General features: G+C 47.0%; 26 protein-coding genes. 13 read left to right on the top strand and 13 right to left on the bottom strand.

Annotated features, from left to right (window positions below):
* Positions 1-13 precede the first annotated feature (13 nt).
* The 5 genes from QJS83_RS12690 (at position 14) to QJS83_RS12670 (ending at position 5,175) form a co-directional block, all read left to right on the top strand.
* Positions 14-1,120: a thiamine pyrophosphate-dependent dehydrogenase E1 component subunit alpha gene (locus QJS83_RS12690; RefSeq protein WP_284605289.1), complete on the top strand. Its 1,107-nt coding sequence runs from the start codon at positions 14-16 to the stop codon at positions 1,118-1,120.
* A complete protein-coding gene (locus QJS83_RS12685) occupies positions 1,120-2,175 on the top strand; it encodes an alpha-ketoacid dehydrogenase subunit beta (protein ID WP_284605288.1) in 1,056 nt (351 codons plus the stop codon). Before QJS83_RS12690 ends, QJS83_RS12685 begins: the two co-directional genes overlap by 1 nt.
* Positions 2,175-3,017 carry a class I SAM-dependent methyltransferase gene (locus QJS83_RS12680; protein WP_284605287.1) on the top strand — a complete coding sequence of 281 codons (843 nt, stop codon included), beginning with the start codon at positions 2,175-2,177 and terminating at the stop codon, positions 3,015-3,017. The genes QJS83_RS12685 and QJS83_RS12680 overlap by 1 nt, the downstream gene beginning before the upstream one ends.
* 178 nt (positions 3,018-3,195) lie before the next feature.
* Positions 3,196-3,990 carry a phosphatase domain-containing protein gene (locus tag QJS83_RS12675; protein ID WP_284605286.1) on the top strand — a complete coding sequence of 265 codons (795 nt, stop codon included), beginning with the start codon at positions 3,196-3,198 and terminating at the stop codon, positions 3,988-3,990.
* A 27-nt stretch (positions 3,991-4,017) separates the two neighbouring features.
* A complete protein-coding gene (locus QJS83_RS12670) occupies positions 4,018-5,175 on the top strand; it encodes a hypothetical protein (protein WP_284605285.1) in 1,158 nt (385 codons plus the stop codon).
* A 1-nt stretch (position 5,176) separates the two neighbouring features.
* Here the strand turns inward: QJS83_RS12670 and QJS83_RS12665 are convergent, their stop codons facing one another.
* The 4 genes from QJS83_RS12665 to QJS83_RS12650 are packed head-to-tail and all read right to left on the bottom strand — an operon-like array spanning position 5,177 to position 7,987.
* Positions 5,177-6,040 (bottom strand): hypothetical protein, encoded by an 864-nt coding sequence (locus QJS83_RS12665; RefSeq protein WP_284605284.1) that lies wholly within the window; start codon positions 6,038-6,040, stop codon positions 5,177-5,179.
* A 40-nt stretch (positions 6,041-6,080) separates the two neighbouring features.
* On the bottom strand, positions 6,081-6,596 hold the full coding sequence (pyrE, locus tag QJS83_RS12660; protein WP_284605282.1) for an orotate phosphoribosyltransferase: 516 nt from the start codon (positions 6,594-6,596) through the stop codon (positions 6,081-6,083).
* A 32-nt stretch (positions 6,597-6,628) separates the two neighbouring features.
* Positions 6,629-6,943, bottom strand: coding sequence for a divalent-cation tolerance protein CutA (gene cutA / locus QJS83_RS12655; protein ID WP_284605280.1), 315 nt, complete (start codon positions 6,941-6,943; stop codon positions 6,629-6,631).
* A gap of 3 nt (positions 6,944-6,946) precedes the next feature.
* On the bottom strand, positions 6,947-7,987 hold the full coding sequence (locus tag QJS83_RS12650) for a CNNM domain-containing protein (protein WP_284605278.1): 1,041 nt from the start codon (positions 7,985-7,987) through the stop codon (positions 6,947-6,949).
* 226 nt (positions 7,988-8,213) lie between these two features.
* Between QJS83_RS12650 and QJS83_RS12645 the strand changes: the two genes are divergently transcribed.
* A complete protein-coding gene (locus tag QJS83_RS12645) occupies positions 8,214-9,005 on the top strand; it encodes a dienelactone hydrolase family protein (protein ID WP_284605276.1) in 792 nt (263 codons plus the stop codon).
* 98 nt (positions 9,006-9,103) lie between these two features.
* Entirely contained in the window at positions 9,104-9,628 is a 525-nt protein-coding gene (locus QJS83_RS12640; RefSeq protein WP_284605274.1) for a hypothetical protein, read from the top strand.
* 62 nt (positions 9,629-9,690) lie between these two features.
* Here QJS83_RS12640 and QJS83_RS12635 read toward each other — a convergent pair whose 3' ends face one another.
* From QJS83_RS12635 to fusA, 4 genes are all read right to left on the bottom strand, one after another.
* Positions 9,691-10,143: a hypothetical protein gene (locus QJS83_RS12635; protein WP_284605272.1), complete on the bottom strand. Its 453-nt coding sequence runs from the start codon at positions 10,141-10,143 to the stop codon at positions 9,691-9,693.
* Complete coding sequence (locus tag QJS83_RS12630) at positions 10,140-10,373, bottom strand: ElaB/YgaM/YqjD family protein (protein WP_284605270.1); 234 nt, start codon at positions 10,371-10,373, stop codon at positions 10,140-10,142. The genes QJS83_RS12635 and QJS83_RS12630 overlap by 4 nt, the downstream gene beginning before the upstream one ends.
* Positions 10,374-10,474: 101 nt before the next feature.
* A complete protein-coding gene (locus tag QJS83_RS12625; protein WP_284605268.1) occupies positions 10,475-10,912 on the bottom strand; it encodes a fluoride efflux transporter FluC in 438 nt (145 codons plus the stop codon).
* 128 nt (positions 10,913-11,040) lie between these two features.
* Entirely contained in the window at positions 11,041-13,149 is a 2,109-nt protein-coding gene (fusA, locus tag QJS83_RS12620) for an elongation factor G (protein WP_284605266.1), read from the bottom strand.
* A 180-nt stretch (positions 13,150-13,329) separates the two neighbouring features.
* Here fusA and QJS83_RS12615 point away from each other — a divergent pair, with 180 nt between their 5' ends.
* The 4 genes from QJS83_RS12615 to QJS83_RS12600 are packed head-to-tail and all read left to right on the top strand — an operon-like array spanning position 13,330 to position 18,364.
* On the top strand, positions 13,330-14,772 hold the full coding sequence (locus tag QJS83_RS12615) for a RecQ family ATP-dependent DNA helicase (protein ID WP_284605264.1): 1,443 nt from the start codon (positions 13,330-13,332) through the stop codon (positions 14,770-14,772).
* A gap of 17 nt (positions 14,773-14,789) precedes the next feature.
* Positions 14,790-15,863, top strand: coding sequence for a PQQ-dependent sugar dehydrogenase (locus tag QJS83_RS12610; RefSeq protein WP_284605262.1), 1,074 nt, complete (start codon positions 14,790-14,792; stop codon positions 15,861-15,863).
* The gene (gene aat, locus QJS83_RS12605) at positions 15,863-16,525 is read left to right on the top strand and encodes a leucyl/phenylalanyl-tRNA--protein transferase (protein ID WP_284605261.1); all 663 of its coding nucleotides are present in this window, start codon (positions 15,863-15,865) and stop codon (positions 16,523-16,525) included. Before QJS83_RS12610 ends, aat begins: the two co-directional genes overlap by 1 nt.
* Positions 16,526-16,549: 24 nt before the next feature.
* Positions 16,550-18,364: an ABC-F family ATP-binding cassette domain-containing protein gene (locus QJS83_RS12600; RefSeq protein WP_284605260.1), complete on the top strand. Its 1,815-nt coding sequence runs from the start codon at positions 16,550-16,552 to the stop codon at positions 18,362-18,364.
* Positions 18,365-18,379: 15 nt separating this feature from the next.
* Here the strand turns inward: QJS83_RS12600 and QJS83_RS12595 are convergent, their stop codons facing one another.
* The 5 genes from QJS83_RS12595 to QJS83_RS12575 form a co-directional block, all read right to left on the bottom strand.
* On the bottom strand, positions 18,380-18,808 hold the full coding sequence (locus QJS83_RS12595) for an SRPBCC family protein (RefSeq protein WP_284605259.1): 429 nt from the start codon (positions 18,806-18,808) through the stop codon (positions 18,380-18,382).
* A 9-nt stretch (positions 18,809-18,817) separates the two neighbouring features.
* On the bottom strand, positions 18,818-19,540 hold the full coding sequence (locus QJS83_RS12590; protein ID WP_284605257.1) for a DUF3750 domain-containing protein: 723 nt from the start codon (positions 19,538-19,540) through the stop codon (positions 18,818-18,820).
* A 120-nt stretch (positions 19,541-19,660) separates the two neighbouring features.
* Positions 19,661-20,563: a hypothetical protein gene (locus QJS83_RS12585; protein WP_284605256.1), complete on the bottom strand. Its 903-nt coding sequence runs from the start codon at positions 20,561-20,563 to the stop codon at positions 19,661-19,663.
* A gap of 12 nt (positions 20,564-20,575) precedes the next feature.
* Positions 20,576-22,051 (bottom strand): TolC family protein, encoded by a 1,476-nt coding sequence (locus tag QJS83_RS12580; RefSeq protein WP_284605255.1) that lies wholly within the window; start codon positions 22,049-22,051, stop codon positions 20,576-20,578.
* On the bottom strand, positions 22,045-22,812 hold the full coding sequence (locus QJS83_RS12575; protein WP_284605253.1) for an outer membrane beta-barrel protein: 768 nt from the start codon (positions 22,810-22,812) through the stop codon (positions 22,045-22,047). Before QJS83_RS12575 ends, QJS83_RS12580 begins: the two co-directional genes overlap by 7 nt.
* A gap of 213 nt (positions 22,813-23,025) precedes the next feature.
* On the opposite strand from QJS83_RS12575, the gene QJS83_RS12570 reads away from it, so the two are divergent.
* Both QJS83_RS12570 and QJS83_RS12565 read left to right on the top strand, forming a co-directional pair.
* Entirely contained in the window at positions 23,026-26,175 is a 3,150-nt protein-coding gene (locus QJS83_RS12570) for an efflux RND transporter permease subunit (protein ID WP_284605252.1), read from the top strand.
* 86 nt (positions 26,176-26,261) lie between these two features.
* Positions 26,262-26,447 carry a hypothetical protein gene (locus QJS83_RS12565; RefSeq protein WP_284605251.1) on the top strand — a complete coding sequence of 62 codons (186 nt, stop codon included), beginning with the start codon at positions 26,262-26,264 and terminating at the stop codon, positions 26,445-26,447.
* Positions 26,448-26,475: the final 28 nt, after the last annotated feature.

The following is a 26,475-nucleotide window of genomic DNA, read 5'->3' as shown; positions in this document are numbered from 1 at the left end:
AAGGGGAAGAAGAATGTCTAAAAAGACCACTGTAAAAGCAGGGAGCAAACCCGCTGCGAAAAAAGCGGCGAAGCCCACTGCAAAGACAGCCGTGAAGACTTCGAAAAAAACAGCCAGGAAAGATAATTTCGGCGGACTCTCTGAAGACATCTTGCTGCGTATGCACGACTTGATGGTGAAGTCTCGCGTTCTTGAAGAGCGTTTAATTAAAATCTATAAAGCGGGTGAAGCGTATTTCTGGATCGGTGGACCGGGCGAAGAGGCTTTCGGTGTGCCACTCGGAATGCTAGCGCGTAAAGGGCAAGGGCCTGAGTACGACTGGTTCCATCTTCACTATCGTTGTACTCCGACGTTGTTGGCGTTGGGTATGAACATGATCGACTCCATCCGTTTGATCATGAACAGATCGACGGATCCGTCAACGGGTGGTCGTAACTTCGCGAACCATTATTGCTTCCCACAGTGGAACGTGGCTCCGGTGACGTCTCCGATTGAAGTGCAATATCCGATCGCTTGCGGTACGGCTCATGTGCAAAAGCGCGCGGGTAAAAAAGCTCTTTCTATCGTGACAGGCGGTGACGCGGGAACGGCAGAAGGCGATTTTGCTTCAGCGTTGATCTTGGCTTCTCGCAAAGGCCAGGAACTTCCGGTTCTCATTACTGTACAAAATAATAAATTCGGTATCTCGACGCCGTTTGAGGGTCAGCATGGTGAAACCAACATCGCGGACCGTGCGAAGGCATTCAATATTCGTTCACGCGTGATCAATGGCAATGATCCTGTAGAGACATATTTAGCAATCCAAGAGGAGATGGAGTACATCCGTAAAACAGGCAAGCCTTCGTTCATCGAAGCACATGTGAGCCGTTTGTATGGTCACTCCTCTGCCGATGGTGCGAATAAAAAAGCGCATCTTGTAGATCCTGTGGTGGTATTTGAAAACAGACTTCTTGATGCTGGCATCTTGACGGAAAAAGCGATCAAGAAAATTTGGGAAATTTACGAAGCGGAAGGCATTGCGGCTCAAGAACAAGCTCGTCAAGAGCCGGTGCCAACAGGTGAATCTGTTTGGGATCACGTTTTTGTTGGCAATGAAAATGCGGACTGGAGGAAGTTCTAATGGCAAGCGTAGCACAGGCTATCAGAATGGCCCTTCACTACGGTGAAACAAACATGGGCGTTAAAGATATTTTCGGACAAGACGTGGGCGCGCCACTGGGTGGTGTTTTTACGGCGACTCAAGGTCTGAAAACAGCTTGGAACTCTCCACTGGATGAGCGCGGAATCATTTCTATGGCAATGGGTATCGCTATGGGCGGTGATCGTTGCGTAGCAGAGATTCAGTTCGCCGATTACATCTTTAATACCATTGATCTTTTGAAAATCGCTGGAAACACTTTGTGGTGTACGAATGGACAGATCCAACTTCCAATGGTTGTGATGACTCCAGTGGGTGCGGGAATCTTTGGTTCCGTTTATCACTCACACTCGTTCGATGCGTGGGCATCTCGCTTGCCGGGTTGGAAAATCGTGATGCCGTCGAATCCTTTGGACGCTTATGGTTTGATGCTTGCGGCGATTCAGGATCCGAATCCAGTTTTGTATTTGAAATCCAAAGCTTTGATGCGCCATAAAGGCGACGAACTCATTCCGGGCGAACCGGCGGATGAGAAAGAATTGAAAGCGATGATCGATAAACCGGTGCAAAACTCTGAAGGCTGGAAGCCGCGTTGGCCGGGTCTTGAAGAGTACATCGTACCAATCGGTAAAGGTAAAATCACTCGTTCCGGCGAACACATTACGGTTGTTACTTACAGCCGCATGGTTCATTTGTGTGACGAGGTTGCAGATAAATTGGCGCAAGAGGGCATCTCTGTTGAAGTGATCGATCTTCGCTCTATTTACCCATACGATTGGCAAATGATTAAATCTTCTATCGAAAAAACAGGCCGTGTTCTTTTCGTGAATGAAGATACGGAAGTGACGAACTTTGGTGAGCACTTGGCTTATAGAGCAACGCAAGAGTTGTTCTATCAATTGATGGCTCGTCCACGTGTTCTAGCTGGTAAGAACTTGCCGGGGATTGGTCTTCACCCTAATTTGGAGAAGAACTCTGTGCCTCAAGTCCATGACATTGAACTCGCAATTCGCGAAGTTGTAGCGGAAGTACCTTAATGGCTAAAGCTGAAACGTCTCACAGAAAAAAAGTCCGTCGTCGCGTAAATAAAAAAAGCGCGAAGATTCTTTTCGACAAATACGATCTTTACCGCAGAGCTGTTCAATCAGCTGAAAACGATGTGGTTTTTATCCGCGACACCTACAAGGAACTCAAAGGTAAAAGCCCGCGTACTTTCCGTGAAGATTTCTGCGGGACGTTCGCTCTTTCCACAGAGTGGATCAAACTCAATCCTCGTCACGAGGCTATTGGGATTGATCTCGATCCAGAGCCAATGGCGTATGGACGCCAAAATTACCTGGTCAAATTAAAGCCGGAACAGCAACGTCGTATGAAGTTGATCGAGGGCAACGTCCTTGATCCCAATCTTCATAAGGCTGACATCGTCGCCGCGATGAATTTTTCATATTTCTGCTTCAAACAAAGAGACGTTCTTAAGAAATATTTCGCGAACGTTCTTAAGACATTGAACAAAGACGGAATGTTTCTTGTGGATATTTTTGGTGGCAGTCAGTGTTACGACGCTATTGAAGATACAATTCGTCACGAGGGTTTCACGTATTATTGGGATCAAACGAACTTTGACCCAGTAACCAACGAAGCTCTTTTCCACATCCATTTCCGCGTCGGCGGTAAAAAGATCGAACAGGTTTTCACTTACGATTGGAGACTTTGGTCGATTTCAGAAATCCGCGACATCATGCAAGAGGTGGGTTTCCGTAAAACGCACGTATATTGGGAAGGCACTGCTAAAGACGGCTCCGGCGACGGCAATTTCACGCGTGTAGATCACGGGGAGTCCTGTCAAAGCTGGATCGCCTACATCGTCGGCGAAAAATAAGATCGGTGAAAAAGGCCCCATCTTTGATGGGTCTTTGTTTGGCTTTTTCTTTGCTCTGTATCTAGAGCGTGTTTTTAAAACATTCTAATTGGATTTTGGAACCTGGCAGGGCCGCGGGCTGGCGCTCGCTGTCTATCTTTTAGTCATTGGGTTCGAGGTTCAGAGAAGGAGAAGTCGTATGATGAAGCTTACTACTTTGGTTTTATCTTTGTCTTTGCTGTCACAGGCGGCGTTGGCGAAGATTCTTGTTGTTTCCGATATCGACGACACAATCAAGGTGAGCCACGTTCTTTCAAAGAAAGGGGCTGCGACTTCTTTCCTCGACGACGACAGTCGTTTTGCCGGAATGTCCGAGCTTTATAACCTCTTGGATTTTTACCACAACGACATCGAGTTTCACTATGTGAGTTTGGCGCCGAAGCTCTTGATGAATGAACAGCACGGTGATTTCTTGGAGGAAAATGATTTTCCGGTGACGAAGTTGCACATGAACTCTGGCATTAAGCAAGACCCGGAGTTGAAACAAAAAGTCATCCGCAAACTTTTAGAAGATAAAAAGCCTGAACTCGTTATTTACTTCGGTGACAACGGTCAGTTCGATGCTGTGGTTTACAATCAAATGGAAAAAGAATTCCCGCAAATTCCGGCGGTCAGCTACATTCGCGAAGCATATTCTGCCAAAGGGGAGTCGAAATTTCCAACGATGCCGGGACAAATTGGTTTCGTCACATCCGTCGAGCTTACGATCGACCTCATTCAAAAAGGTCTTCTGCCTCACAAAGCCTACTCGATCATTGAGCGCGAAGTTTACAAACGCTTGAAGCGCGATGAAGCGAAAGGCGAGACCTTCGGAAAAATGGTTTTCCCATGGTGGCAGGACTGCCGCGACTTCAAGTGGCAGTGGGAACTAAAAAACCCTTCCGAAAAACTTGTGACCATCCAAAAAGCCATCGAAGAAAAGTGCTCGAAGTAATTTCCTAAGGTTGAAGTGGAGCGAAAGATGAAACCATCTCTTTCTTTTAAACTAGTCTTAGCATCATCATTAATGGTGACGGCATGCTCTTTTCAAAAGAACCCCGACAAAACTCCACCCAAACCCGAAGTCATAAAAGTCGGAATGACCAAAGAAGAACTCCAAGAGGAGATTGAAGGTAACGCCGGAATTAATTTTCCCGATCAAATTTCTTTTGCTCTCAAAAATGAAGATATGTCTCTCTTTTATAAACTAATGGATGACGTGTCTGAATATAGAGTTAACGACTACGGAAAAGACGGCACTACTGCGTTGGATTTCATGATCCTTCATGAGCAAGATCAATGGGCCGCTTCTCTTTTGCAAAAAGGAGCATCGCCGTACAAAAGAAGGAGAGGAACACAGTATTCGATTTTAAAATTATTAGAAGAGAAAAAAGATCAGTTACCATTTACAAAAGCGGCTCTATTGGCGGCAGATGAGGACCTCTATAAAAGAGGAAGGCATAGTATGTCCAATGGATCATCTGCTTTAATGTTCTACTGGTCTACGCACTTTCCTATGAAAGCATCCATTCAGGGAAAACGACCTTTATTGTATACTCTTTTTGATGAAAAAGAGTCTCTTAAGGAAATTAGAAACGAGGGGCTTTTGCATGACTCCCATTTAAAGCTTCTTTATTTGATAGAAGGCGCGGAAGGAGAAATTAAAGAAAAAGTTGATGAGTTCTTAAACTTTTTCTTTGAAGTAGAAGACTTGGGTGCATTTGAGTTTTTCTTGAGAAAAAGAACCATTGAGGCAGATCAGCGTAAAAATTTAATTTCGAAATTCCAAGATGCAAACTTATTCTGGCTAAAACAAATCACGCCTGTCTTACGCTTTAGTGACGAAGAAAAAAGTGAAGTGTCTAAGAATATCATTAACTCTCTAAAGAACAGGAAGGATAGCGCTATTCTGAAAGCTTTTCGACTTCGATCTGTTCTAGAGTTTACCATGGAGACGTATCCAGAGGTTTATGAATATCTGTATGAAAGATTCAAAAATGCAGAATTTCAAATCAAAGAAGATGTCGTCGATAATGGGGACCTTCCGGGCGGTAAAGTTCCCAACCCGGAAAGAGACGCTGAGGAAATATATCGAGACTTCTTACACGACGAAAACAGAACTCGATATTTCGAAGATTAAACTACCTTGTCCCTTTACGACTACCTGACGACCCCGGAGATGGGGGAGGAGCGATTGGACTAATAGGATTAGGTTGCTTTACCGATGCTGGCCTCAACCCCATTCCGTTGTGAACACAGAAGTCTTGTCCCTTAGCCATAGGAACACGTGGAATGTCACAAGCATCTGCAACCACTTCGCACATTTTATATGTTTCTCTATCAGTCATTCTTTTAGTAAAGAACTTCTCGCGGATTTCCCTTAAGCATGATCGAAGGCCTTGATCGTCTTTGCCATCATTCGAAAAATCATCGAGCTCATTTAGTTTGCTCGCGAATTTATCTCTTTTTGCATCAAGAAAAATACCGTCAAACATGCCTTCAAAGAGATAATCCATGTTCTTACGTGCAGCTGTATTCGACATCCACGCATTTTTGAAGCCGAGTTTTTTTGCAGCGTCGTTATATGATTTTTCTGCTGGTAGAGCTTCAGTAGTCAGAAACTTGAAAAAATATTCCCAATCTTTTGCACTCATATCGTGAGACGCTTTTGAGCGGCCATTCTTCAGTGTTTCCTCACCCAAATATTGATTACAGAAGCCATACGATTGAATAGCTTTGATAACAGCCATCTGCATCTTTTGCTTGTCATTACTTGAGCCTTCTTTTCTTACCATTAACGAAAGTAATACTAGCCACTTGTGTGAAGGATCTACCACCTCTCCTCTGTCTGCATAGTATTTGGTAATACCGCAGGATACACATTGAAGGCCGGAAGCTTCTAGATTTGAATTTGTCGTACAATCAAAAGGATCATATTCAGCAAAGCTCGGAACTACAGAAAGTAGCGCTGCTGCAAGAGTAAGGACTGAAAGATACTGTTTCATCCGGATTTCTCCTGGTTAGTAAACCAGTCCTTTTTATCGGCTAGAAATCAGATTTCTTGAACAGTGGACTAAGGGCTAGGCCGACTTCTTCGAGCTTGGGTTCGGGGAAGACGGGGCCGCGGTGAATGACGCAGAGGACGTGGCTGATATTGGCTCCTAAGGAACGCAAATCCTTTGTGGAGATAACGACTTGGCCGCCCGTTGTGACAACATCCTCGATCACGCAGACTTTCTTGCCTTTGATATCGAGGCCTTCAGCGAACTGGCAGGTCCCGTATTCTTTGGCTTCCTTGCGCACGAAAACGCATGGAAGGCCCGTCTCTAAAGACAAGGCCGTCGCGATGGGGATGCCGCCCATTTCAAGGCCGGCTAAAACTTCCGTTCCCGGAGGAATTAGCGGAGCCATGTGTTTGGCAATCTCGCACAGCAAAGCCGGCTGTGCCTCAAAACGATACTTATCGAAGTACTCGTTGGAAATCTGACCCGAGCGTAATTTAAACTCGCCCGTCAAGTGAGCCACATCGTAAATCTTTTTTGCCAACTCTTGCTTTGTCATGATTCCCCCGAAGTTTTAGGAAATCATAGAGGTTACTTCATGCTTTCTTCAAGCCACTTCTTATAAGAGTCATTGATTCCCAAGACGGGAAGAGTCATGACACAGGGGACTTCATAAGGATGCAGAGCTTGCACGCGTTCGCGAATTCTTTTCTCTGCGTCAGGGGTTTTCAAGGTTTTGAGGATCAGGATATATTCAGAGCTTGTCTCTATTTTTCCTTCCCACCAATACATCGATTCCATTCCAGGAATGATATTCGCGCAGCCGATAATTTTTTCTTCCAAAAGAGCTTTGGCGATTTTCTCGGCGCACGCTTTGTCGGGGCAGGGAATATAAAACAGAATCATAAATTAGCTGCGGCGGAGCTTCTGCTTGCGAAGCTGCCATTGCTCCAACGCAAACTTACGCATGTCTTCGACGTTATCAAGTTCGTCGACGATTTCTACACCCAGCAGTGTTTCCACGGCATCTTCCAAGCTGACAAGACCTGCAACGATTCCGTATTCGTCAACAGCCAAAGCGATATGCTCCTTTTCCTTGATGAAGAAATCAAGAACCTGCGACACCGTCATGCGCTCAGGAATGCTAGAGATGGGGCTTACCATGTCGCCGACAACTTTATCATGTTGGTCGTTGGAAAGAGCTTCGTGAATTTTATAACGATACGTCATGCCGACAATGTTATCCAAGCTGCCTGAATAGATAGGGATGCGGGAAAAACGCAAAGGCTTGTACTTGTTAAAAACTTCTTCGACGGTCAAATCTTTATCCAAGGCAAAGAACACTGAACGCGGAGTCATGATGTCTGACACGTAAATCTTATCAAGCATCAAAAGATTTTTGATGATGTTCGACTCTTTGCCTTTCAAGGTTCCTTCTTCAACGCCGATCTCTGCGGTCATCAGGATTTCTTCGCGAGTGACTTCAGGATCTTCAGAAGTTTTCGCGAAGAGACGACCCAGCCATTCTGACATGATCACCAGCGGATAAAGCAAAATGATCATAAGTTGAATCGTATAAGCGGAAAAGGGAATGAGGGCCTTCCAGTGAGCGGCTCCGATAGATTTCGGAATGATCTCTGACACGATCAAGATTAAGAAAGTCAGGATGAAGGACGCGGCCGTGACAGCTTCTTCTCCGTAATGAACTTGAATTTGGTAGGCGATAGCAGCGGAACCGAGAGTGTGAGAGACAGTGTTCAACGTGAGGATGGCAGAAATCGGGCGGTCGATGTTTTCTTTGAGATGTTCAAGAAGCTTGGCGCTTCTTTTATTCTCTTTGACCAGGACTCCAATGTAAGCCGAGGTCGAACTGAGCAGAACTGCTTCCAGCATTGAACATAAAAATGAGATACCAATCGTGGTGAAAAATAAAATGGCTATGATTGTCATGCGTGTTGGGAATCTGAGATGTTAATGAGAGAGGGCCTAAGCCTGTAATATTCCATTCGTTTATTAGTGTATCATAGGCAGGAAGGTCCCTGTCTATAACGCGACTTGCAAGAAGTCTTGGAATATCTCAATAAAAATAAAAAATGATAAGCGGCAGATCTAACCTTCCGTTTTTGACCTCGACCTTCGCCCTGTATATCCTGTTCTTAGGGAGAAGGAGTTCTCGATGAAAATGTTTGCAGGCCTTTTGAGCATTCTTACTTTGCAATGGACGATGTCGGCATCGGCAGGATTAAAAACAGAAAACATCGAATACAAAGACGGCAAAACCGCTCTTGAGGGTTTCATAGCCTATGATGATTCGTTGAAGAACCCTCGTCCCACGATTCTTATCGTTCATCAGTGGATGGGTTTAACCGACTATGAAAAGATGCGTGCGCAACAACTCGCAGAAAAAGGTTACGTCGCTTTTGCCGTCGATATTTACGGAAAGGGCGTTCGACCGACCTCTACGGCCGATGCCGGGAAGCAGGCGGGAATTTATAAAAACGATCCGAAACTTTTTCGACAAAGAATCAAGGCTGCGCTGGACGCCGTGAAAACGGATCAAAGGGTTGATCAAAAAAAACTTCTGGTGATGGGGTACTGTTTCGGAGGAATGGGAGCTCTTGAGGCCGCACGCGCTGGATTCCCGTTCGTCGGAGTGACAAGTTTTCATGGAACTTTGAAAACGAAAACTCCGCAAGACGCGAAAAATATCAAAGGCAAAGTCTTAGTTCTTCACGGTGCGATTGATCCCAACGTACCGATGTCGGAGGTGGAGGCTTTCCAAAAAGAAATGAACGATGCGAAGGTGGATTATCAGTTCATCGCTTACTCAGGGGCTGTTCATGCCTTTACCCAGAAAGAGGCTGGTAACGACATTTCTAAAGGGGTGGCCTATAATGAAAAGGCGGACCGCCGGTCTTGGCAGGCCTATATGGACTTCCTGGGCGAAGTGGCGCCGGTGTCTAAATAAACGACAATAATGAAATTTCGGTAAGAGCAGCCCTCGCCGATAGCGGGGGCTTTTTCTTTGTGCTAGAGAGATCTCTTCCAAACTAGAAGGAGTTCAGAATGAAATCTCTTATTTTAGCAGCGTTGCTTACACTTTCATTTGCTGCCCAAGCTGAGCCTAAAATCAAAGGCACGCCTGATCGCGATAACAAAACTACTTGCGATGCTTTCGGTTGCACAGACGAAGATACGACAGATGTTATCTCTAAGAAAAAAGACAAAGGCGAGCCCGCTCCCAAAGATCGTGATGAGCGCGGTAACGGAAACGAAGAAGTAGATCCTCGCCAGGAAACTTACGAAGGTAACGACCGCGGTGGCGGATCTTTTGATGGCGGCGGTTATGAAGGCGATGGCGGAGGCGGCGGAATGATCGGTGAGATCTTCTATGTTCCAGGCAGCGCTCACCAACCGGTAACAACAACAAGCACAAGAGAAGATCGCGGAGACGTGATCGTGTATACAATCATCACTCGTCAAGCGGTCAGCCCCACAGAGCTTTGCACAACAACGACAGTGACAACGGTTCATAAAACAACAGAAAAAGTCATATCTTCAAATACAGATACCTATTGCCTTAACTTCTAAAAGTGCGGGGCGAGAGCTGAGAAGAATGTAAAAAGGGAGTCTTCACCGACTCCCTTTTTTATTTAACTGGCTTGGTGATCTTGTTGTTCTTTTCTTCGGCTTTGTCTTTCCTCGATAAAGTCCATGACTAATAAAGCCACAGCACTTTCTAAAGCACCGCTTTTATTTTGTGCCGTCTGCGGTTTCTCCGCAAAACCCATAGCCTTCAGCCACGTTTGGCGGCGAAGACTGTAAATTAAAACGCCGGCAGCAAGCACTGTCATTCCAGAATAGATCCACATGCTCGTTGAAAAGTAAAAATCCTCAGTGCTATCAAACTGGCTCGCGATTCGAGAGATTAACAGAGAAAGGCCCACGCAAAACAAAGCCAATGCGCCCACGCACGAAGTTACGATCAATCCCAAAGCGCGCAGGTGTAAAACCAACTGCTGAGTCAAAGCGACGCCTGGTTCCTTAAAAAGGTTTTTCGCGCTGCCCATGAAAAATGAAAGCAGGGGGAGGATGAATTTCATCATTGTTCATCCTTTCTTCTATAGATCATGCGTGCAATCACAAAACCTGCAAGCAATGCCATGCCGACAGACGCCCACGGATTTTCTTTTACGAAGGCCGTCGCGACATCTTTGGCCTCTTTAGCTTGTTTCTTTTGTTCGTCAGGAATTTTGTCTTCAAGAGATTTCTTGTAGTACTTCATTTCCTCGTGCAGTTGTTTTTTAATTTCCGCAATCAATTCACTGCGATCCATGCTGCCGTCCTCGGTTGAATAAACACCTCTCTATTTCGGCAGATTTGGATCTCAGTTTAATATGCGATGCGAACTCCAGGTCCATGGTCTGGAGGAGTTCGCTAAATCAGTTTCCGAGTAGCAAGAACCGCCACATAACAGGCAAGGAGGCCTAGGGCGGGGCTTGCGAAAAGATATCCAAGGCTCATACCCAATTTGCCTTTTTGAAGCAAATCAAACGACTGCAGAGCATAGGCCGAAAAGGTCGTAAAACCTCCACAAAAGCCGACCATCAATCCCGTCAGCAACGTCTGCGACAAATACCCACGCTCACCGACGGCATAAATAACGCCCGCAACAGAGCATCCGAGAATATTGATCAAAAACGTACTCAGCGGAAACCCCGCCGAAGTCGGCGCCAGCCATCGGTCCACACCATAACGACAAAAAATCCCGCCCAGCCCAAACAATCCAATCCAAAAAATTTGCATACAACCATCGAACCAACCAAAGAATCCGAAGTCAAAGGCACCCGGTGATTTTCTACGTCCATCAGGCATTAGACGCACTATAGCCAGAAAAAAGAAGCAGGCACCTTTTTACTTCGCTCCGAGAGTTCTGTTGAAGGCAAAAAAAAAGCCCCGGTGTTTCCACCGGGGCTTTGAAGTTCTGAATAAGAACTAAAGAATTACTTCTGCTCAGCTGCGCGCTTAGCTTGGTATTTCTTAACAAGCTCTTCTTGGATGTTGCGAGGTACTGCAGCGTACTTCGCGAATTCCATAGAGAACTCACCTTTACCTTTAGTTGCAGAACGAAGATCAGTTGAGTAACCGAACATTTCTGTTAGTGGTACTTCTGCTTCGATCACACAGTTACCTTCGAATGCTGTAGTAGCAACGATAGTACCGCGGCGTTGGTTGATTTGACCAACAGCTGCACCTTGGTATTCGTCTGGAACTGTTGTCTCAAGCTTCATGATCGGCTCAAGAACAGTTGGTTTCGCTTGCGGGTACACTTCACGAAGAGCCGCCATACCAGCGATTTTGAACGCCATGTATGAAGAGTCGACGTCATGGTATGCACCGTCGTCCAAGTGAACTTCAACGCCTACGATTGGGAAGCCAATGAGTGGACCTTTAACAGTTTGCTCTTTGAAACCTTCTTCAACCGCTGGGATGAATTCCTTAGGAATACGACCACCAACAACGTTGTTAACGAATTTGAACGTAGAGCCATCTTCTTGAGGCGCAAGTGGAAGGATTTTACCCACACACTTCGCGTACTGACCCGAACCACCCGTTTGTTTTTTATGAGTGTAATCGTAAGCAGCCTCTTGAGAGATCGTCTCACGGTAAGCAACCTGTGGTTGACCCACGATCACTTCACAGTTGAACTCACGCTTCATACGCTCAATGTAGATCTCCAAGTGAAGCTCACCCATACCAGAGATGATAGTCTCGTTGGATTCCTCGTCACGGTGAACGCGGAATGTAGGGTCTTCCTTACGGAACTTTTGCAACGCTTTAGAGAAGTTATTAGCACCGGCTTTGTCTTTAGGAGCAACAGCCAAGCTGATAACTGAATCAGGAACGTGCATTGATTGCATAGAAGCATTGATGTTTTCGTCACAGAAAGTATCACCAGACGCACAGTCGATACCGAACAATGCTACGATGTCACCAGCGTAAGCTGTGTCGATATCTTCCATTTTGTCAGAGTGCATACGAACCAAACGAGGAATCTTAACAGATTTCTTGTTTGATTGGTTGATGATGAAATCACCTTTGCCCATCTTACCTTGGTAGATACGCATGTAAGTCAACTGACCAAATGGAGTCTCTTGAAGTTTAAACGCCAAAGAAACCAATGGTTTTGAGTTGTCTGGGAACAAGTCAAACTTCTCTTCGTTCTTGTTAAGATCAAGAGCTTGCTCTTTTTTCTCAGCAGGAGACGGAAGGTAGTATGTAACCGCATCCATCAAACGTTGAACACCTTTGTTCTTAAACGCAGACCCGCAAAGAACCGGAACGAACTTCAAGCTGATAGTACCCTTACGGATAGCCGCGCGGATTTCTTCAGTCGTTGGTTCCTCTTCCATCAAGAATTTCTCTTCGATAGCAGAGTCGATGTCAGCCAATTTACCGATCATGATTTGACGGTATTTTTGAGCCGTTTCAACAAGGTCTGGTGGAATTTCGCCAACAGTGACGTTTTCACCGTTTTCACCTTCGTTGATGTAAGACTTCATATCAGTCAAATCTACGTGACCTCTGTGTTGATCTTCCAAACCGATTGGAATTTGGATCATCACAGCGTTCAAACGCAATTTTTCGATCAAAGCGTCAGTAACACGGTATGGGTTCGCACCTTGGCGGTCCAATTTGTTAACGAATGCCAAACGAGGAACGCTATAGCGTTTCATTTGACGGTCAACAGTGATGGATTGAGATTGAACGCCGGCAACACCGCAAAGAAGAAGGATGGCACCGTCAAGAACGCGAAGTGAGCGTTCCACTTCCACTGTGAAATCCACGTGGCCCGGTGTATCGATCAAATTGATAGTGTAGTCCTTCCAGTGAACTTGCGTCGCCGCAGACTGGATAGTGATACCTTTTTCTCTCTCTAGATCCATGGAGTCCATTGTCGCACCGACGCCGTCTTTACCACGAACTTCGTGGATGGCGTGGATTCTTCCTCCATAGAACAAAATACGCTCAGAAGTCGTCGTTTTTCCCGAGTCGATGTGAGCCGAGATACCGATATTTCTGACCATATCAATATTCCATTTTTTGGACATATTCATACCCTTCGTTAGCTGTTAACTGAGTGATTTTTAGCCACTGTTTTTCATTACTTAATTTAGTTACTTTTATGAAAGTACTCGAAGTATCATCAATTACATTTAAGTGCAAAAGACTAGATTTGCAACGCAATGCGCCAGCTAGCCTCTCTTCCGAGCATGGCGTAGACTGGAACCATGAAGAACCTCCATGAATTGCTGACAACGAATTTCAAGTTTACCTCTTTCCGGGGAGAGCAAGAAGCCATTTTGCGCAAAGTTTGGGCAAATGAAAATCTCCTCGCATTAATGCCTACCGGAATGGGAAAAAGTCTCTGCTTTCAGTTCCCGGCCAAGATCCGTGACGGCCTTGTGGTCGTCATTTCTCCCTTAATCGCTTTGATGCAGGACCAGGTCTATAAAGCGCAAGACCTTGGAATTCCTGCCACTTTTCTTAGTTCAACATTGAGTCGTGATGAGCGTTTGTCAAGGCAAGCTCGTTTAGCGGCAGGGGACTTTAAGCTCCTCTATGTGACGCCTGAGCGTTTTCGCAAAGCCGAATTTCTCGAAGCCATCCAGGGGAGAGAAATTCAATTGCTGGCGGTTGACGAAGCTCATTGTATTTCCCAGTGGGGTCATGATTTCCGCCCGGATTATTCGCGCGTCGGGGAGTTTCGCGCTCTTCTAGGAAACCCGCCGACGCTGGCTTTGACGGCGACGGCAACGCCTGAAGTGCAAAAAGATATTTTGGCAAAACTCAATATGCCTCAGGCAGAAATTATTTCTGCGGGCATCGAACGACCCAACCTCGCGCTGAACGTTCATGACATTTACGGTATCGACGAAAAAATTCGCGCCATCGTGGGGCTTCGCCATCAGCACTCCGGGGCGGCGATCGTCTATTGCTCATTGATTCAGACGCTGAAAAAAATCTCGGCGGCTCTGAATCGTCTGAACGTTGATCACATTATTTATCACGGTGATTTACCGCCTCAGGACCGCAAGCGAAATCAAAAAAGATTTATCAACGAAGAGGCGCCTTTGATGATTGCGACACCGGCATTTGGCCTCGGCATTGACAAAGACAATGTCCGCGTTCTGATTCACGCCGAAACGCCCAATGCTTTGGAATCCTATTTCCAAGAGGTCGGACGGGCGGGGAGAGATGGCAAAGAGTCGTTCTGCCATTTGCTCTATGATCAGGATGATGTCAGTATTCAAATGGAGTTTTTAAAATGGTCGCATCCCGAGCCCGACTTCATTCGTAAAATCTATCAACTGATAGAGGACAAACGCACGCAGGTGGATCAGGGCGGATTTGATTTTTTGCGCGAGCAAATGAATTTTAAAAATCGCCGCGACTTCAGAGCGGAAGCCGCCGTGAGTATTTTAGAACGCTGGGGTTGCCTGGAGAAATCGGAAGATCCGTTTCCGTACATGACAGTGCACGCGCCCACAGAGGAGCAGTTCGCAACGGAAAACGGCGTGGAGATTTTGAAAGCTCAGAACACGAAGCTTTTAAAAATGGTGCAATGGGCGACGCAGGAAGAAGAGTGCCGACTGAATAGAATCTATCACTATTTCGGTCACGAGCACGAAGCTCCCTGCGGAAAATGTGATGTGTGTGTGAACAGAAATTGAATTCGGCGGAGGTGAATGTGCGTGGAATAGCTTTGCAGTTAGCAGTTTTATTTTTGGCATCGTCCGGCTGGGCGCAAAAACTTCCTCTAGAAAAATTAAAGCTGCCGATGGGATTTAAAATTTCCGTGTGGGCGCAAGTTCCGAATGCGCGCTCGTTAGCGCAGGCCGAAGACGGGCGTATTTTCGTAGGCACACGTTCCGGCGATAAAGTTTATGTTGTGAATAATGGCAAAGTTCAAGTTCTTGCCGAAGGCCTCGATACTCCGAATGGCGTCGCTTATAAAGATGGAAAACTTTACGTCGCAGAAATCAGCCGCATCCTCGAATTTGACGTCAGTAAACCGACCAACAAACCTTTGAGACCCGCGCGAACTTTGCCACAAAAGTTTCCTTCCGATACTCATCATGGCTGGAAGTTCATTCGCTTTGGACCTGACGGCAAGCTTTATGTCCCTGTGGGGGCGAACTGCAACGTCTGTGACCCAGGAACGGATTTCGCTCGCATCTTTCGCATTGACGTCAACGGAACCGCGAAAGAAGAAGTGGCTCGCGGCGTGCGCAACACGGTGGGTTTCGATTTTCATCCTCAGACAAAAGAGCTGTGGTTCACCGATAACGGTCGCGACTGGATGGGAGATGATCGGCCGCCCTGCGAGCTCAACCATCTTTCCAAAGTGGGAGAGAACTTTGGTTTTCCCGTATGTCATGGCAAAGACACTTTAGATCCTGAATTTGGCAAGGGGAAATCCTGCAAGGACTTCACTGCGCCTGTCGTTGAGCTGAAGCCACATGTGGCTCCGCTCGGAATGCGGTTTTATACGGGAAATCAGTTTCCCGCCCAATACAAAGACGCTGTGATTATCGCCGAGCACGGCTCGTGGAATCGCTCAACACCTTCGGGATATCGTCTGACGTTCGTAAAACTCAATGGCAATCAGGCTGAAAAAGTCGAAACTTTTGTCGACGGTTGGTTGCAAGGAGACACTCATTGGGGAAGACCTGTCGATCTTGAAGTTCTTAAAGACGGCTCCCTGCTGGTTTCCGACGACAGAGCCGGCGTTATCTATCGTATTACGTATCAGGGGAAATAATGGTGATGAAGCTTCGCTCTTCGGTTGAATTCCCGGATCCGCGCGACACCTTGGCCGAAGGTATCATTGCTGTCGGAGGCAAGCTTGACGTGGGCACGCTTTATTCGGCGTACTCGCGCGGGATTTTTCCGTGGCCACAGCCGGGGCTTCCGATGTTGTGGTTTTCTCCTGAAAAGCGCGGCGTTTTGCTGTTCGAAGACTTTCACGTTTCGGAAAGCCTTAAGCGCTACCGCCGCCGTCATCCAGAAATTGAATTCACGATTAACAAAGACTTCCATCAGGTGATTGAAGAGTGTTCAAAGCAGCCTCGTCCCGGCCAAGAAGGCACGTGGATCACGCCGATGATGAAGCGCTCTTATGTGGATTTTTTCAATGCCGGATTTTGTATGTCTGTGGAAGTTCGGGAAAACAATATTCTGATCGGTGGAATTTACGGCGTGCTTGTGCAAGGCGTATTCAGCGGCGAGAGTATGTTTTATAAAAAAGCCAACGCTTCGAAACTAGCCCTTTGGCACCTCGTCGAAGTCCTGCAGGCGCAAGGCCATGAGTGGATTGACGTGCAAATGGTCACGCCTGTCGTCGGAAGCATGGGTGGAAAGTACGTCGATCGTGAACAGTACTTGGAAATGCTCGAATTAAGACATCAATCCCTTGGATTCTAAGATAAAAGGCAGTAGGTTAGGTCCATGCTTCTTATCAGTACATATAAACTCGAAAAGTCCTTCGCCGGAAAAAATCTGTTTCAAAACGTCAGCCTTGGTATCGAAGAAGGCGAGCGCGTAGGTCTGGTCGGCCCGAACGGCGCCGGTAAATCCACACTTCTGAAAATTCTCGCAGGGCAAATGGATCCTGATGGCGGCGACGTCACGATGAAAAAAGGTTTGCGTCTGGGATTTCTAGAGCAAACGCCATTATTTAAAAAAGGCGAGACCATTTTTGAGGCTGTACAAAGCAAATCCAAAGATCCGCATGAAACCCTAGGGGCGGCATACGAGTGGATGGCGCGCTTGGAGCTTTCGCAATTCGGTGAAGATTTTTTAGTGGAAGATCTTTCCGGCGGATGGCGTAAAAGAGTCGCATTAGCGCGTGAGCTGGTTTTGGAGCCGGAACTTTTAATGCTCGACGAACCGACGAATCATCTCGATGTTTCCAGCATCATGTGGCTCGAGGAGTTTTTGTCCAAAGCGCCTTTTGCGACGTTAATTATCACGCATGATCGTTTGTTCCTGCAAAGAGTGGCGAATAAGATTTTCGATCTAGATCCGCGCAATCCCAATTACCTGTTGTCGATTAATGGCGGCTATCTTGAGTATCTCGAGGCCAAAGATCTTTTGCTTAAAGGCCAGGAAGCCCGCGAACTCGTTCTAAAAAACACTCTGCGCCGGGAAACTGAATGGTTGCGCCGTGGGGCGAAAGCTCGTCAGACAAAACAGAAAGCGCGCATTGAGCGTGCTGGAACGTTGAAAGACGACGTGCAGGATCTGTCACAGAAAAATGCCGCTCGCAAAGTAAAGATTGAATTTAAAGAGACCGAGCGCAATCCGCAAAAGTTAATCGAAGCCGATCATGTCACTAAGGCCTACAACGGTCGCGTGCTCTTTAAAGATTTTTCTTATCTTGTAAATCCAAAAACGCGTTTAGCTTTGCTGGGCGATAACGGTTCTGGGAAATCCACATTGATTCGTATTCTTCTGGGCGAAGAGGCACCGGATTCGGGCCGCGTGGTTCAAGCGGACAAACTTAAGATCGCTTACTTTGAACAAAACCGCGAAACGCTAAAACCCAAAGAGTCCGTTCTTAAGAACATCTGTCCTGAAGGAGATTACGTTCACTACCAAGGACAGTACGTTTTTGCGCGCAGTTATTTAGAGCGCTTCCTTTTTAATCGCCAGCAGATGGATCTTCCTGTCGAAAAACTTTCAGGTGGAGAGCAAAGCCGTCTGCGTATCGCGCAATTGATGTTGAACGAAGCGCAAGTTTTGATTCTGGATGAGCCGACCAACGATCTTGACGTGGCGACTCTCACGGTCCTAGAGGACTCTTTGAAAGAATTTAACGGAGCGGTTATTCTTGTGACCCACGACCGTTACTTTATGGATCAAGTGGCTTCACAGATCATGTCGTTCCATAAGAACCTCGATGGTTCAACGTCGCTTGAAAACTTCGCAGGTTATTTGCAATGGGAAGAATGGTTCGAAGAGCAAAAAGAATTGCAGGCCGCCGAGCTTAAAGCTGAAGCTAAAAAAGAAGCCGCGAAAGCCGCAGGCAAACCGGTGAAACTTTCTTTTAAAGAAAAGTTTGAGCTGGAAAATATGGAAGCGACGATTTTAGAGTTGGAAGAAGGACTCAGTGCCTTGCAAGCCGAGTCGGTAAAACCTGAGATTGTCAGTCAAGCTTCGAAGGTTCAAGAACTCTATGCAAAGATTTCAGAAACCCAAAGTAAAATTGAAAAACTTTACGCGCGCTGGGCGGAGCTTGAAAAGAAAAGCAAAGGCAGTTAGGGCTGCCTTGGTGTCCTAGTCATCAAGATACGCTTTGAGTTCTTTAAGATGATATTTCCAGCCCACAGTGAAATCTTTAATGAGTTGGCCGCGTTTGTTTTCTGGAAGTGCATTCCAGCCCTCGTGTTTCACTGTGAGGGTTCTTTCTTTGCCTTGATCTTCAATTAAGAAGGCACATTGCGTTTGCACTCCCGCAGGCCAGTCTTTTTCACGCCATGAAAAGATAATAGATTTTTTCGCGGTCACAGAGATCACTTTGCCGGAAGCGAGCTGCTTGCCGCCCTCATCGTCTTCCCACGCTTCGCGAAAGGCGCCTCCGACTTTGGCTTCGAGTTTCACGTCTTCGCTCCACCAGTTTTCCAGTTCGTCACTATCGGTAAGAGCGCCCCAAATTTCAGCGGCGGTGGCTCTGACATTGATGCTTAACTCGATGCTGTCTTTCATAAGATCCTTTTAAAACGCTTTATCTTTCATTCCTACGCGGCCGACCATCGGCAATTTTAAAGCCGGACTTAGAAAGTCGACACCAAAGTTCAATCCCAAAAGATTCACTTCGATACCTTCGTTCAAGCCGACCGTAAAACCGAATAGACCCAGCAGTGAAAATTGCACGCCGGTTCCGGATTCACTCCATCCTACGACATCGGCTTGGTTAATCCAATCTTTCCCGATAGCGTGGGGTGGCAGCTCGACTGTGAGTTCGGGGACGTTGCGGATGATGTGCGAGATGAACGTATTGCTGTTCGGTCCCGGATACGCGCGGTAAGTGCCTTTATAAGCGTAATTGCGTGCGAGTTCGTTAATTTGCGGAATCGCCTTTTCCGCAGCTTCACCACGCACGTCTTCGATAAGTTCCGGTTTCGCACCGAACCAGTGTCTGTCGGGAATGTCGTTTTGAATAACAACGGCTTCAAGGCCGCGATTCACGCGCCAGCCGATTACATGATAGGTCGTGTATTCGGTGGCATCTTTGGCTTTGGTTGCGATCCACGAGTGCACGGCGAAATAACCGCGCCAACTCACAGTGCGAGCGGCATAGACTTGCACCACAGCTTGTTTTTCAGTCGCTGGATCGGGTGCAAGGCCCGCACTTTCTCTTGTCGCCGTACGCCAGTCTTGAGCGAAGGCGGGAAGAGCCGTCATCAAAAAAGCGAAAAGTGTGGAGAGTGTTTTCATTCGGCTATTATGAAGTAAATTTCCGCGTTTGGGGGAAATAAATAGTGAGAGGTCCTAGAAAATAAAAAACCCAAGCAGGATCACCGCTTGGGTTTTTTGACGGCCTAAATAGTCTTCAGACTAGTTCGCTTTTTTAAGCGTGAAGTTGCCTTTGAAGCCTTGAATGTTTGTTTTCCAAGAACCCGTGTATTCGCCATTCACGATAACGCCATCGAAAGACGCTTCGTACGGAGTCGACGTGTTGTAACGAGGTTTGCCAGTCAAGTTAAGAACTGCTGGAGTCAATTCGGGCTGGTAAACCGCGGAAAGATTCAAAGTCAAAGAACCATTCGGATCGTCTTGACGAGTGAACTCACCCACAATTTGTGGAACCGCGCGGGATCCCGTGTTCACTTTGATCGCCTCAAGCTTTACAGTCATGCGATACGTGGCTTTACCGTTGAAGATATTTTCGCCAGTGTAAACGCCTTCAATCGCTTTGTATTCGCGGTAAAGTCTTTCGTAGTATTCGTTTTCTTCGTTGTTGCCCGGTTTCGTAGATTGAGAAGACGACATCGTCATCTCAAGGACGCCAATCACGCCGGAAATGGACTTTGCTTCACCAACGATTTTTTGACCGAATACTTTGGCATTCACCGTGTGAATGTCATCGGCAGACAAAGTCGTCGCTTCGTTTGTCAGGATCAACTCGCCAGTCTCAGGAATGTAACGGGCTTTGAAGTTGTAACCAGGTCCTACCGGATTGATTTTTTTGTAGTTACCACGAAGAACGATGCGGTAGCGATCGTCACCGTTTGCGTTTGTGCCGGCTTCGCTTTCCAAAGTGAAAAGACGCAATTCAACATCTTGCTGAGTTGTGGATGTCGTCAATTTACCTGTGTAAAAACCAACAACGCGGCTGTAAGAGCTCAGCTGTCTTTGGCGGTCTGCCAATTCCGCAGCGTTATTTGCGTCGTTGTCCTTGTCAAAAGCACAACCAACAAGACCGATAAGAGCTGTTGCTAGAATGAGTTTTTTAAACATGGGAACTCCCCTCTATTTCTTTTCGTAATCTACTGACGCGTCGTCAGGAATCAATTCGTCTCGTGCGGCGGCCCATTCATTCAAAGCGATCGCATAGTTACCGATCGCGCGGCTGAATTGGACTTCAGAGTCGAAGAAATTATTTAATGCTGTAATCAAAATTGAAATGTCCGTACGTCCTTGATTGTAAGAGCGAGTCAATTCTTGCGCCGCTTTTTCACGGAAGCTTTTTTGTTTTTCCGCGCTTACAGCCACGGCATAAGTGGACTGCACATTTCTTTGTGATTGGTTTTCAACGTCGTTGGCCTGATTTAAACCCAATTGCAAACGCGTTTCTTCCAAATCTTTGGTGAGCTTTTTATTGATCACTGTTTCGTTTTGGACGTCAGATCCAAAGTTGTATTGGAAGCGCAAGCCTGCATAGTATTTCGGACGCGTGCCTGAAGCCAATTCCGAGTAAGAACTTTCGGAATCTTCATCCACGCCGGAAGTGTACATGCGGCCGACAAAATTCAATGTCGGATAGCTCAAGGACTCTGCGGCATCCAAAGATTCTTTCGCTGCTTCGACTTTGAGTTTTTGCGCACGGATCACGCGCAGCTCTTCCACTTTTTTGGGAGTGAGCTTCGGTACCGGCGGAATTTCTTTAGGAACGTCGAAACGGATTTCCGTGCCTGGTTCTAAAGCCAAAAACGTCACAAGGTCTTCAACACTTGCCAAGTACTCCGCTGAAGCGGTTTTTACTTTTTGTTCACGCGTTTCAAACTCTGCTTGAACCTGAGGAAGATCGCCCGGATTAGAATAACCTAAAGAAGTTTTTCTTTTCACCGCATCGACGAGTTTTTTGTAACGATCGCGAGAGTTGACGGCCTCTTTAAAGTTTTCTTGTGCAACATAAGTGTTCCAGAACTGACGAATCGCTTCAAGAACCACGTCCTCAAGTTCATTGGCGCGAGCGATGTTATTCGCTTGATAAGTCAACTCTGCCGCATTCACAGTGCCACGGTCAGCGACCCCGAAGAAGTTGCCAAGAAGGGCTTGCTCAAGAAGAATGCCTGCGCTGTCGAGAGTTTGTTGGGACGGCGGAGGATTGGAAGAAAATCCGTCAAGCTCTACCTTTTGCGACAAGCGGCTCAATTCCAATCCCAACGTTGTTCCCGTCGTGAAAGGTTTTTCCAAAAGAACCGTTGTTCTGTAGCGCTCGTATTTCGCGGTGTTTTGGCTGGACGATGTCAGAATGCTGGCGGATTTATCGTATTCAAAACCCGTTTCCGCCGTGAGATTCCAGTCATAGTTTGCAAGTACCAAAACCGGGTCCAAGCGGAACTGCTGGTAGCGCAAGTTCACTTCTTTCGTGCGCGGGCCTTGTTTCAAAACAAGCTCCGCGACGGTTCTTTGGTTCAAAGTAATTTCCTTCGGAGCCGGTGCTTGCGCCCACGCTCCCTGTATTGCTGTCGTACTGAGAAGAATCAGAAAAGTTTTTACCATGTGACTTTAGTTCCTAGTTCAAAGTTGTCGCGTTGAAGTGCGATGTCTTTGTTGTCCTTCAAATCTCGTTGAGTCCACTCTGTAAAAAGAGACCACTTGTTCGTCAAAGCGATGTCCAAGCCATAACCGATCGAGTTGAAACCGGCTTGTTTCGAGAACGTCGCAAAGTCATTTGCACTTGTTTGTGTGTAGTTCACAGAACCCATTTGCGGAGACACCGTCAAAGACAACCAAGCAAGACGCTCCCACTGCATGCTCAAAAGAAGTCCGCCGCTAAAAAGTGTCGAGTTCAAACGAGCATCATCGACCTTAAAGCCCGAGTCCAAAGTGACGTCAGTGCCTTGCGAAGCAAAACCTGCTTTCGCGCGCACGCCAAGTTTCCAAAGAAGCGCTTTAGTCTGCAAAGACGGGCTCATCACGCCCAACTCGAGAGCGGGCATCACGGTTTGACTGTTTTTGCCAAGATCAAAAGTGCCGGCGCCTTCTTTGCTTGTGACGCCTTCTGCTTGGAAAGATTGTGCGGAAAGAGCCGCGAAATATTTCCAAGAGCGCGTGATAATTTCAGGGCGAGGGTCTTGCAAAGTCAGCATTCCCGAAACTTGCGCATCCGAAGCAACGGCTTTTTGTTCGCCTTTGATTTCGTTTTCCGCAAGAGCTTGTTCACGCAAAGTCGGTGCTGGAGCTGCGATTTTTGTCTTGGAAGATTGAGCTGAGCATACCGCTGAGAGAAGCGTGACAGCCAGAAGGAACGACCATTTCATTTTCCCACCCCTTGTCTCTGAATACAGGCCATTTAAATGCGGCGTCAGGAATAGTCGGTGGCTGCAGTCATGTCAACACTCTTTGGGGTGGTTTGGGGGGCTAATAAATCTATTGATTTCAATGCTTTGAGAGCGATGTGTTGAAAGAAAATCGTAATGACTAATTTACACTGATTGCACTAAAGTGACCGCGAACTTTGTGAGGGGTGTTAAATGAAGCTCTCGGATATCTCGATTAAAAATCCCGTTTTTGCGTGGATGTTGATGTTTGGACTGATGATTTTCGGTCTGATTTCATTCTCGCGCATGGGCGTCAGTCAATTGCCTGACGTGGACTTTCCAACAGTGAACGTCAGCGTCACTTTGGATGGAGCTGCGCCAGAGGTGATGGAAACGCAGGTCGTAGACCCTATTGAAAGCTCCTTGATGACGGTGGAGGGAATTCAATCCATCAAATCAAGCAGCAAAACGGGTTCCGCAACAATCACAGTCGAATTCGATTTAGATCGTAACATCGACGTGGCTTTGCAAGACGTGCAAGCCAAAGTCGCGGCGACGCAAAGATTGCTTCCTGACGACGTGGATCCTCCGACTCTTTCGAAAACCAATCCGGATGACCAGCCGATTATTTGGCTTGCGTTGACTTACGCCAAAGACGATCCGGAATTTTTGATGCGTTATGCGCGCGATTATTTGAAAGACCGTTTCACAACGGTGGAAGGCGTTGGGGATATCTTCTTGGGTGGTTACACGGATCCTGTGATGCGTGTGCATGTTCGCCCGAAGGACCTTCTGCGCTATAATATTTCCGTCAACGATGTGATGGACGCTGTGAAGAACGAGCACTCCGAACTTCCCGGCGGATACATTGAAACCGACAAAAAGACTTTCAACGTTCGTACTTTGGGTGAGGCGAAGACGGAAGAAGAATTCCGTGCGATCGTAATCAGTCGCCGTGCCGGTCAGACAGTCGCGGACCCGACAAACATGGTGAAGATCTCGCAAGTCGCCGATGCCAGCATGGGTCTTGATAAGATCACAAAAATGTCGCGTTTCAACGGACAGACGGCCTTGGGTTTAGGTATTCGTAAACAGCGTGGTACGAATGCGGTGGCGGTGGCCTCGGCGGTGAAAGAAAAAATCAAAGAGATTCGAACTCAGTTGCCTGAGGGGATGCAGATTCACGTGAACTTCGACAGCACGAAGTTCATCGAACAATCCGTGCATGAGTTGAACAAACACTTGATCTTGGCCGTGATCTTAACGTCCTTGGTGTGTTGGCTCTTTTTGGGAAGCTGGTCGGCGACCTTCAACGTGCTTTTATCGATTCCGACATCGTTGCTTGGGGCCTTCATTGGTTTGTACTTCCTGGGTTATACGCTGAATACGTTCACTCTTCTGGGTTTGACTTTAGCAATCGGTATCGTTGTCGACGATGCGATCATGGTTCTGGAGAATATCTTCCGTTATAACGAAAACGGGCGCGGCCGTATTGAATCGGCGATTCTTGGGGCGCGGGAAATTTCATTCGCGGCGATGGCGGCAACAGCGGCCGTGATCGCGATCTTCCTTCCTGTCGCCTTCATGAAGGGAATTATCGGTAAGTTCTTCATGCAGTTCGGTGTGACGATCTCCATCGCGGTTTTCCTTTCTCTGGTCGAATCATTGACAATCACGCCGATGCGTTGCGCGGGCTTTGTTCACCACGGTGAAAGAACGACGAAAATTGGCCGCGCGTTTGAGGCGTTCATGGAGCAACTCAAAGTTTCCTATGACGTATGGTTAAGAAAATCTTTGCAGCACCGTTGGAAAGTTTTGATCGCTTCGATTGTTTTTGTATTGATTTCTTTCGTGTCGATCAAATTCTTGAATAAAGAGATGAGTCCGGCACAAGACCAAAGCATCTTCATCGCTCGTCTGATGTTACCGGTGGGAACGTCTTTGCAATACACGGATGCTCAGACGAAACAGGCGGAAAAATGGTTGATGTCTCGTCCTGAAGTGCAGCAGGTTTATGCCGCGATCGGCGGTTTTGGCGGCGGTGTCTCTGACGCCAACACGACGATGATGTTCGTGACTTTGAAAGAAAAGCACGAGCGTGGCAAAGACCCTGAATCTGGAAAAGTTTTGTCACAACAAGAATTCATGCAAGTCGCGCGTAAAGAACTAGCGAAAATCCCTGACGTGCGCCCTGTCTTGATGGACTTGTCGCAACAAGGTTTCTCGGGCGGTCGTGGCTATCCTATCGAGTTTACGATTTTGGGTTCTGATTGGGATAAGCTTGCGAAGTACACGCAAGACATGATGAAAGAGATGGAAAAAAGCGGTTTGATGGTGGACGTGGATTCTAACTACTTGTTAGGTATGCCAGAAATTCAAGTAAAACCAGACCGTATCTCGGCAGCCCAGCACGGTGTAAGCATCACTTCTATCGGCTCGACAGTGAATGCGCTTATCGGCGGCGTCAAAGTGGGTGAGTATCCCCAAGGTGGACATCGCTACGACATTAAAGTGAAGCTTGTCGATCAAGGCAATCCGATGGACGAGATCAAAACGTTGTTCGTCGGTAACAGTCGCGGCAACTTGATTCCTCTTCCTCGCGTGACGGAAGAAGTGATGGGTTCGAGCTTGCAGTCGATCTCGCGTTCAAACCGTCAACGTGCGATTACGGTGACGGCGAATATGAAACCGGGCGTATCGCAACAAGCGGCGATGGCTTACGTCGAACAAACGGCGAAAAAGATGCTAGAGCCGGGCTATATGATCGATCAAGGCGGAAGCTCGAAGACGTTTAAAGAGTCTTTCCAAAGCTTGATCTTCGCATTGGTGTTGGGTCTTGTGATCGCGTACATGGTTTTGGCGAGTCAGTTCAACTCGTTCATTGATCCTGTCACGATTTTGATGGCCTTGCCGTTCAGCTTTAGCGGGGCTTTCTTTGCCTTGCTGATCACGGGACAATCTTTGAACATGTTCTCGATGATCGGATTGTTGCTTTTGATGGGTATCGTGAAGAAGAACTCGATCTTGTTGATTGAGTTTACGAATACGGTGCGAGACCGTGGAACGAGCGGCGCGGATAAAGCTTTGATTGAAGCGTGCCCGATTCGTCTGCGTCCGATCTTGATGACTTCTATTGCGACTATTGCAGCGGCGATTCCGTCAGCGACGGCGACGGGCGCCGGTTCGGAAACAATGCGTCCGATGGCGATTTGTTTGATCGGGGGCGTGTTCGTTTCGACGGCTTTGACTTTGTTCGTGGTTCCTGTGGTTTATTCATTGATGGATAAATTCAAGACTCGTGACGAAGTTCGTGAGAAAACAAAACAAGCTTTTGCGGCGGTCGGAAACGAAGCCCTTGAGTAAAGTCCTGACCTTCCTATGCAATTTCACAGATGAAAGCTCTTTCAGTTTTGAAAGTGCCATAATGGAAATTGCAAAAGGAGGGTCTTATGGCCAACCCAAATAAACCACAATCTTCTAAGAAAGGTTTTTCCGACAAAGTCGGTGAAAGCCTAGAAAAGGCCGGCAAAAAAATTTCTGATATGGGCGCTGAAAAGGCGGGTCAGAAAGTCCACGATCTGGGCGATAAAATGGAAAAAACTCATCGCAATCCAAGTCATCCCGGCAAAGTATAATTTAAGATACTTAAAAAGAGGGAGTTCG

The organism is Bdellovibrio sp. 22V (genome assembly GCF_030169785.1).
In the GTDB taxonomy this organism is placed as follows: Bacteria; Bdellovibrionota; Bdellovibrionia; order Bdellovibrionales; family Bdellovibrionaceae; genus Bdellovibrio.
The sequence above is the reverse complement of the archived record's forward strand: the minus strand, read 5'-3'. Positions and strand labels throughout refer to the sequence as shown.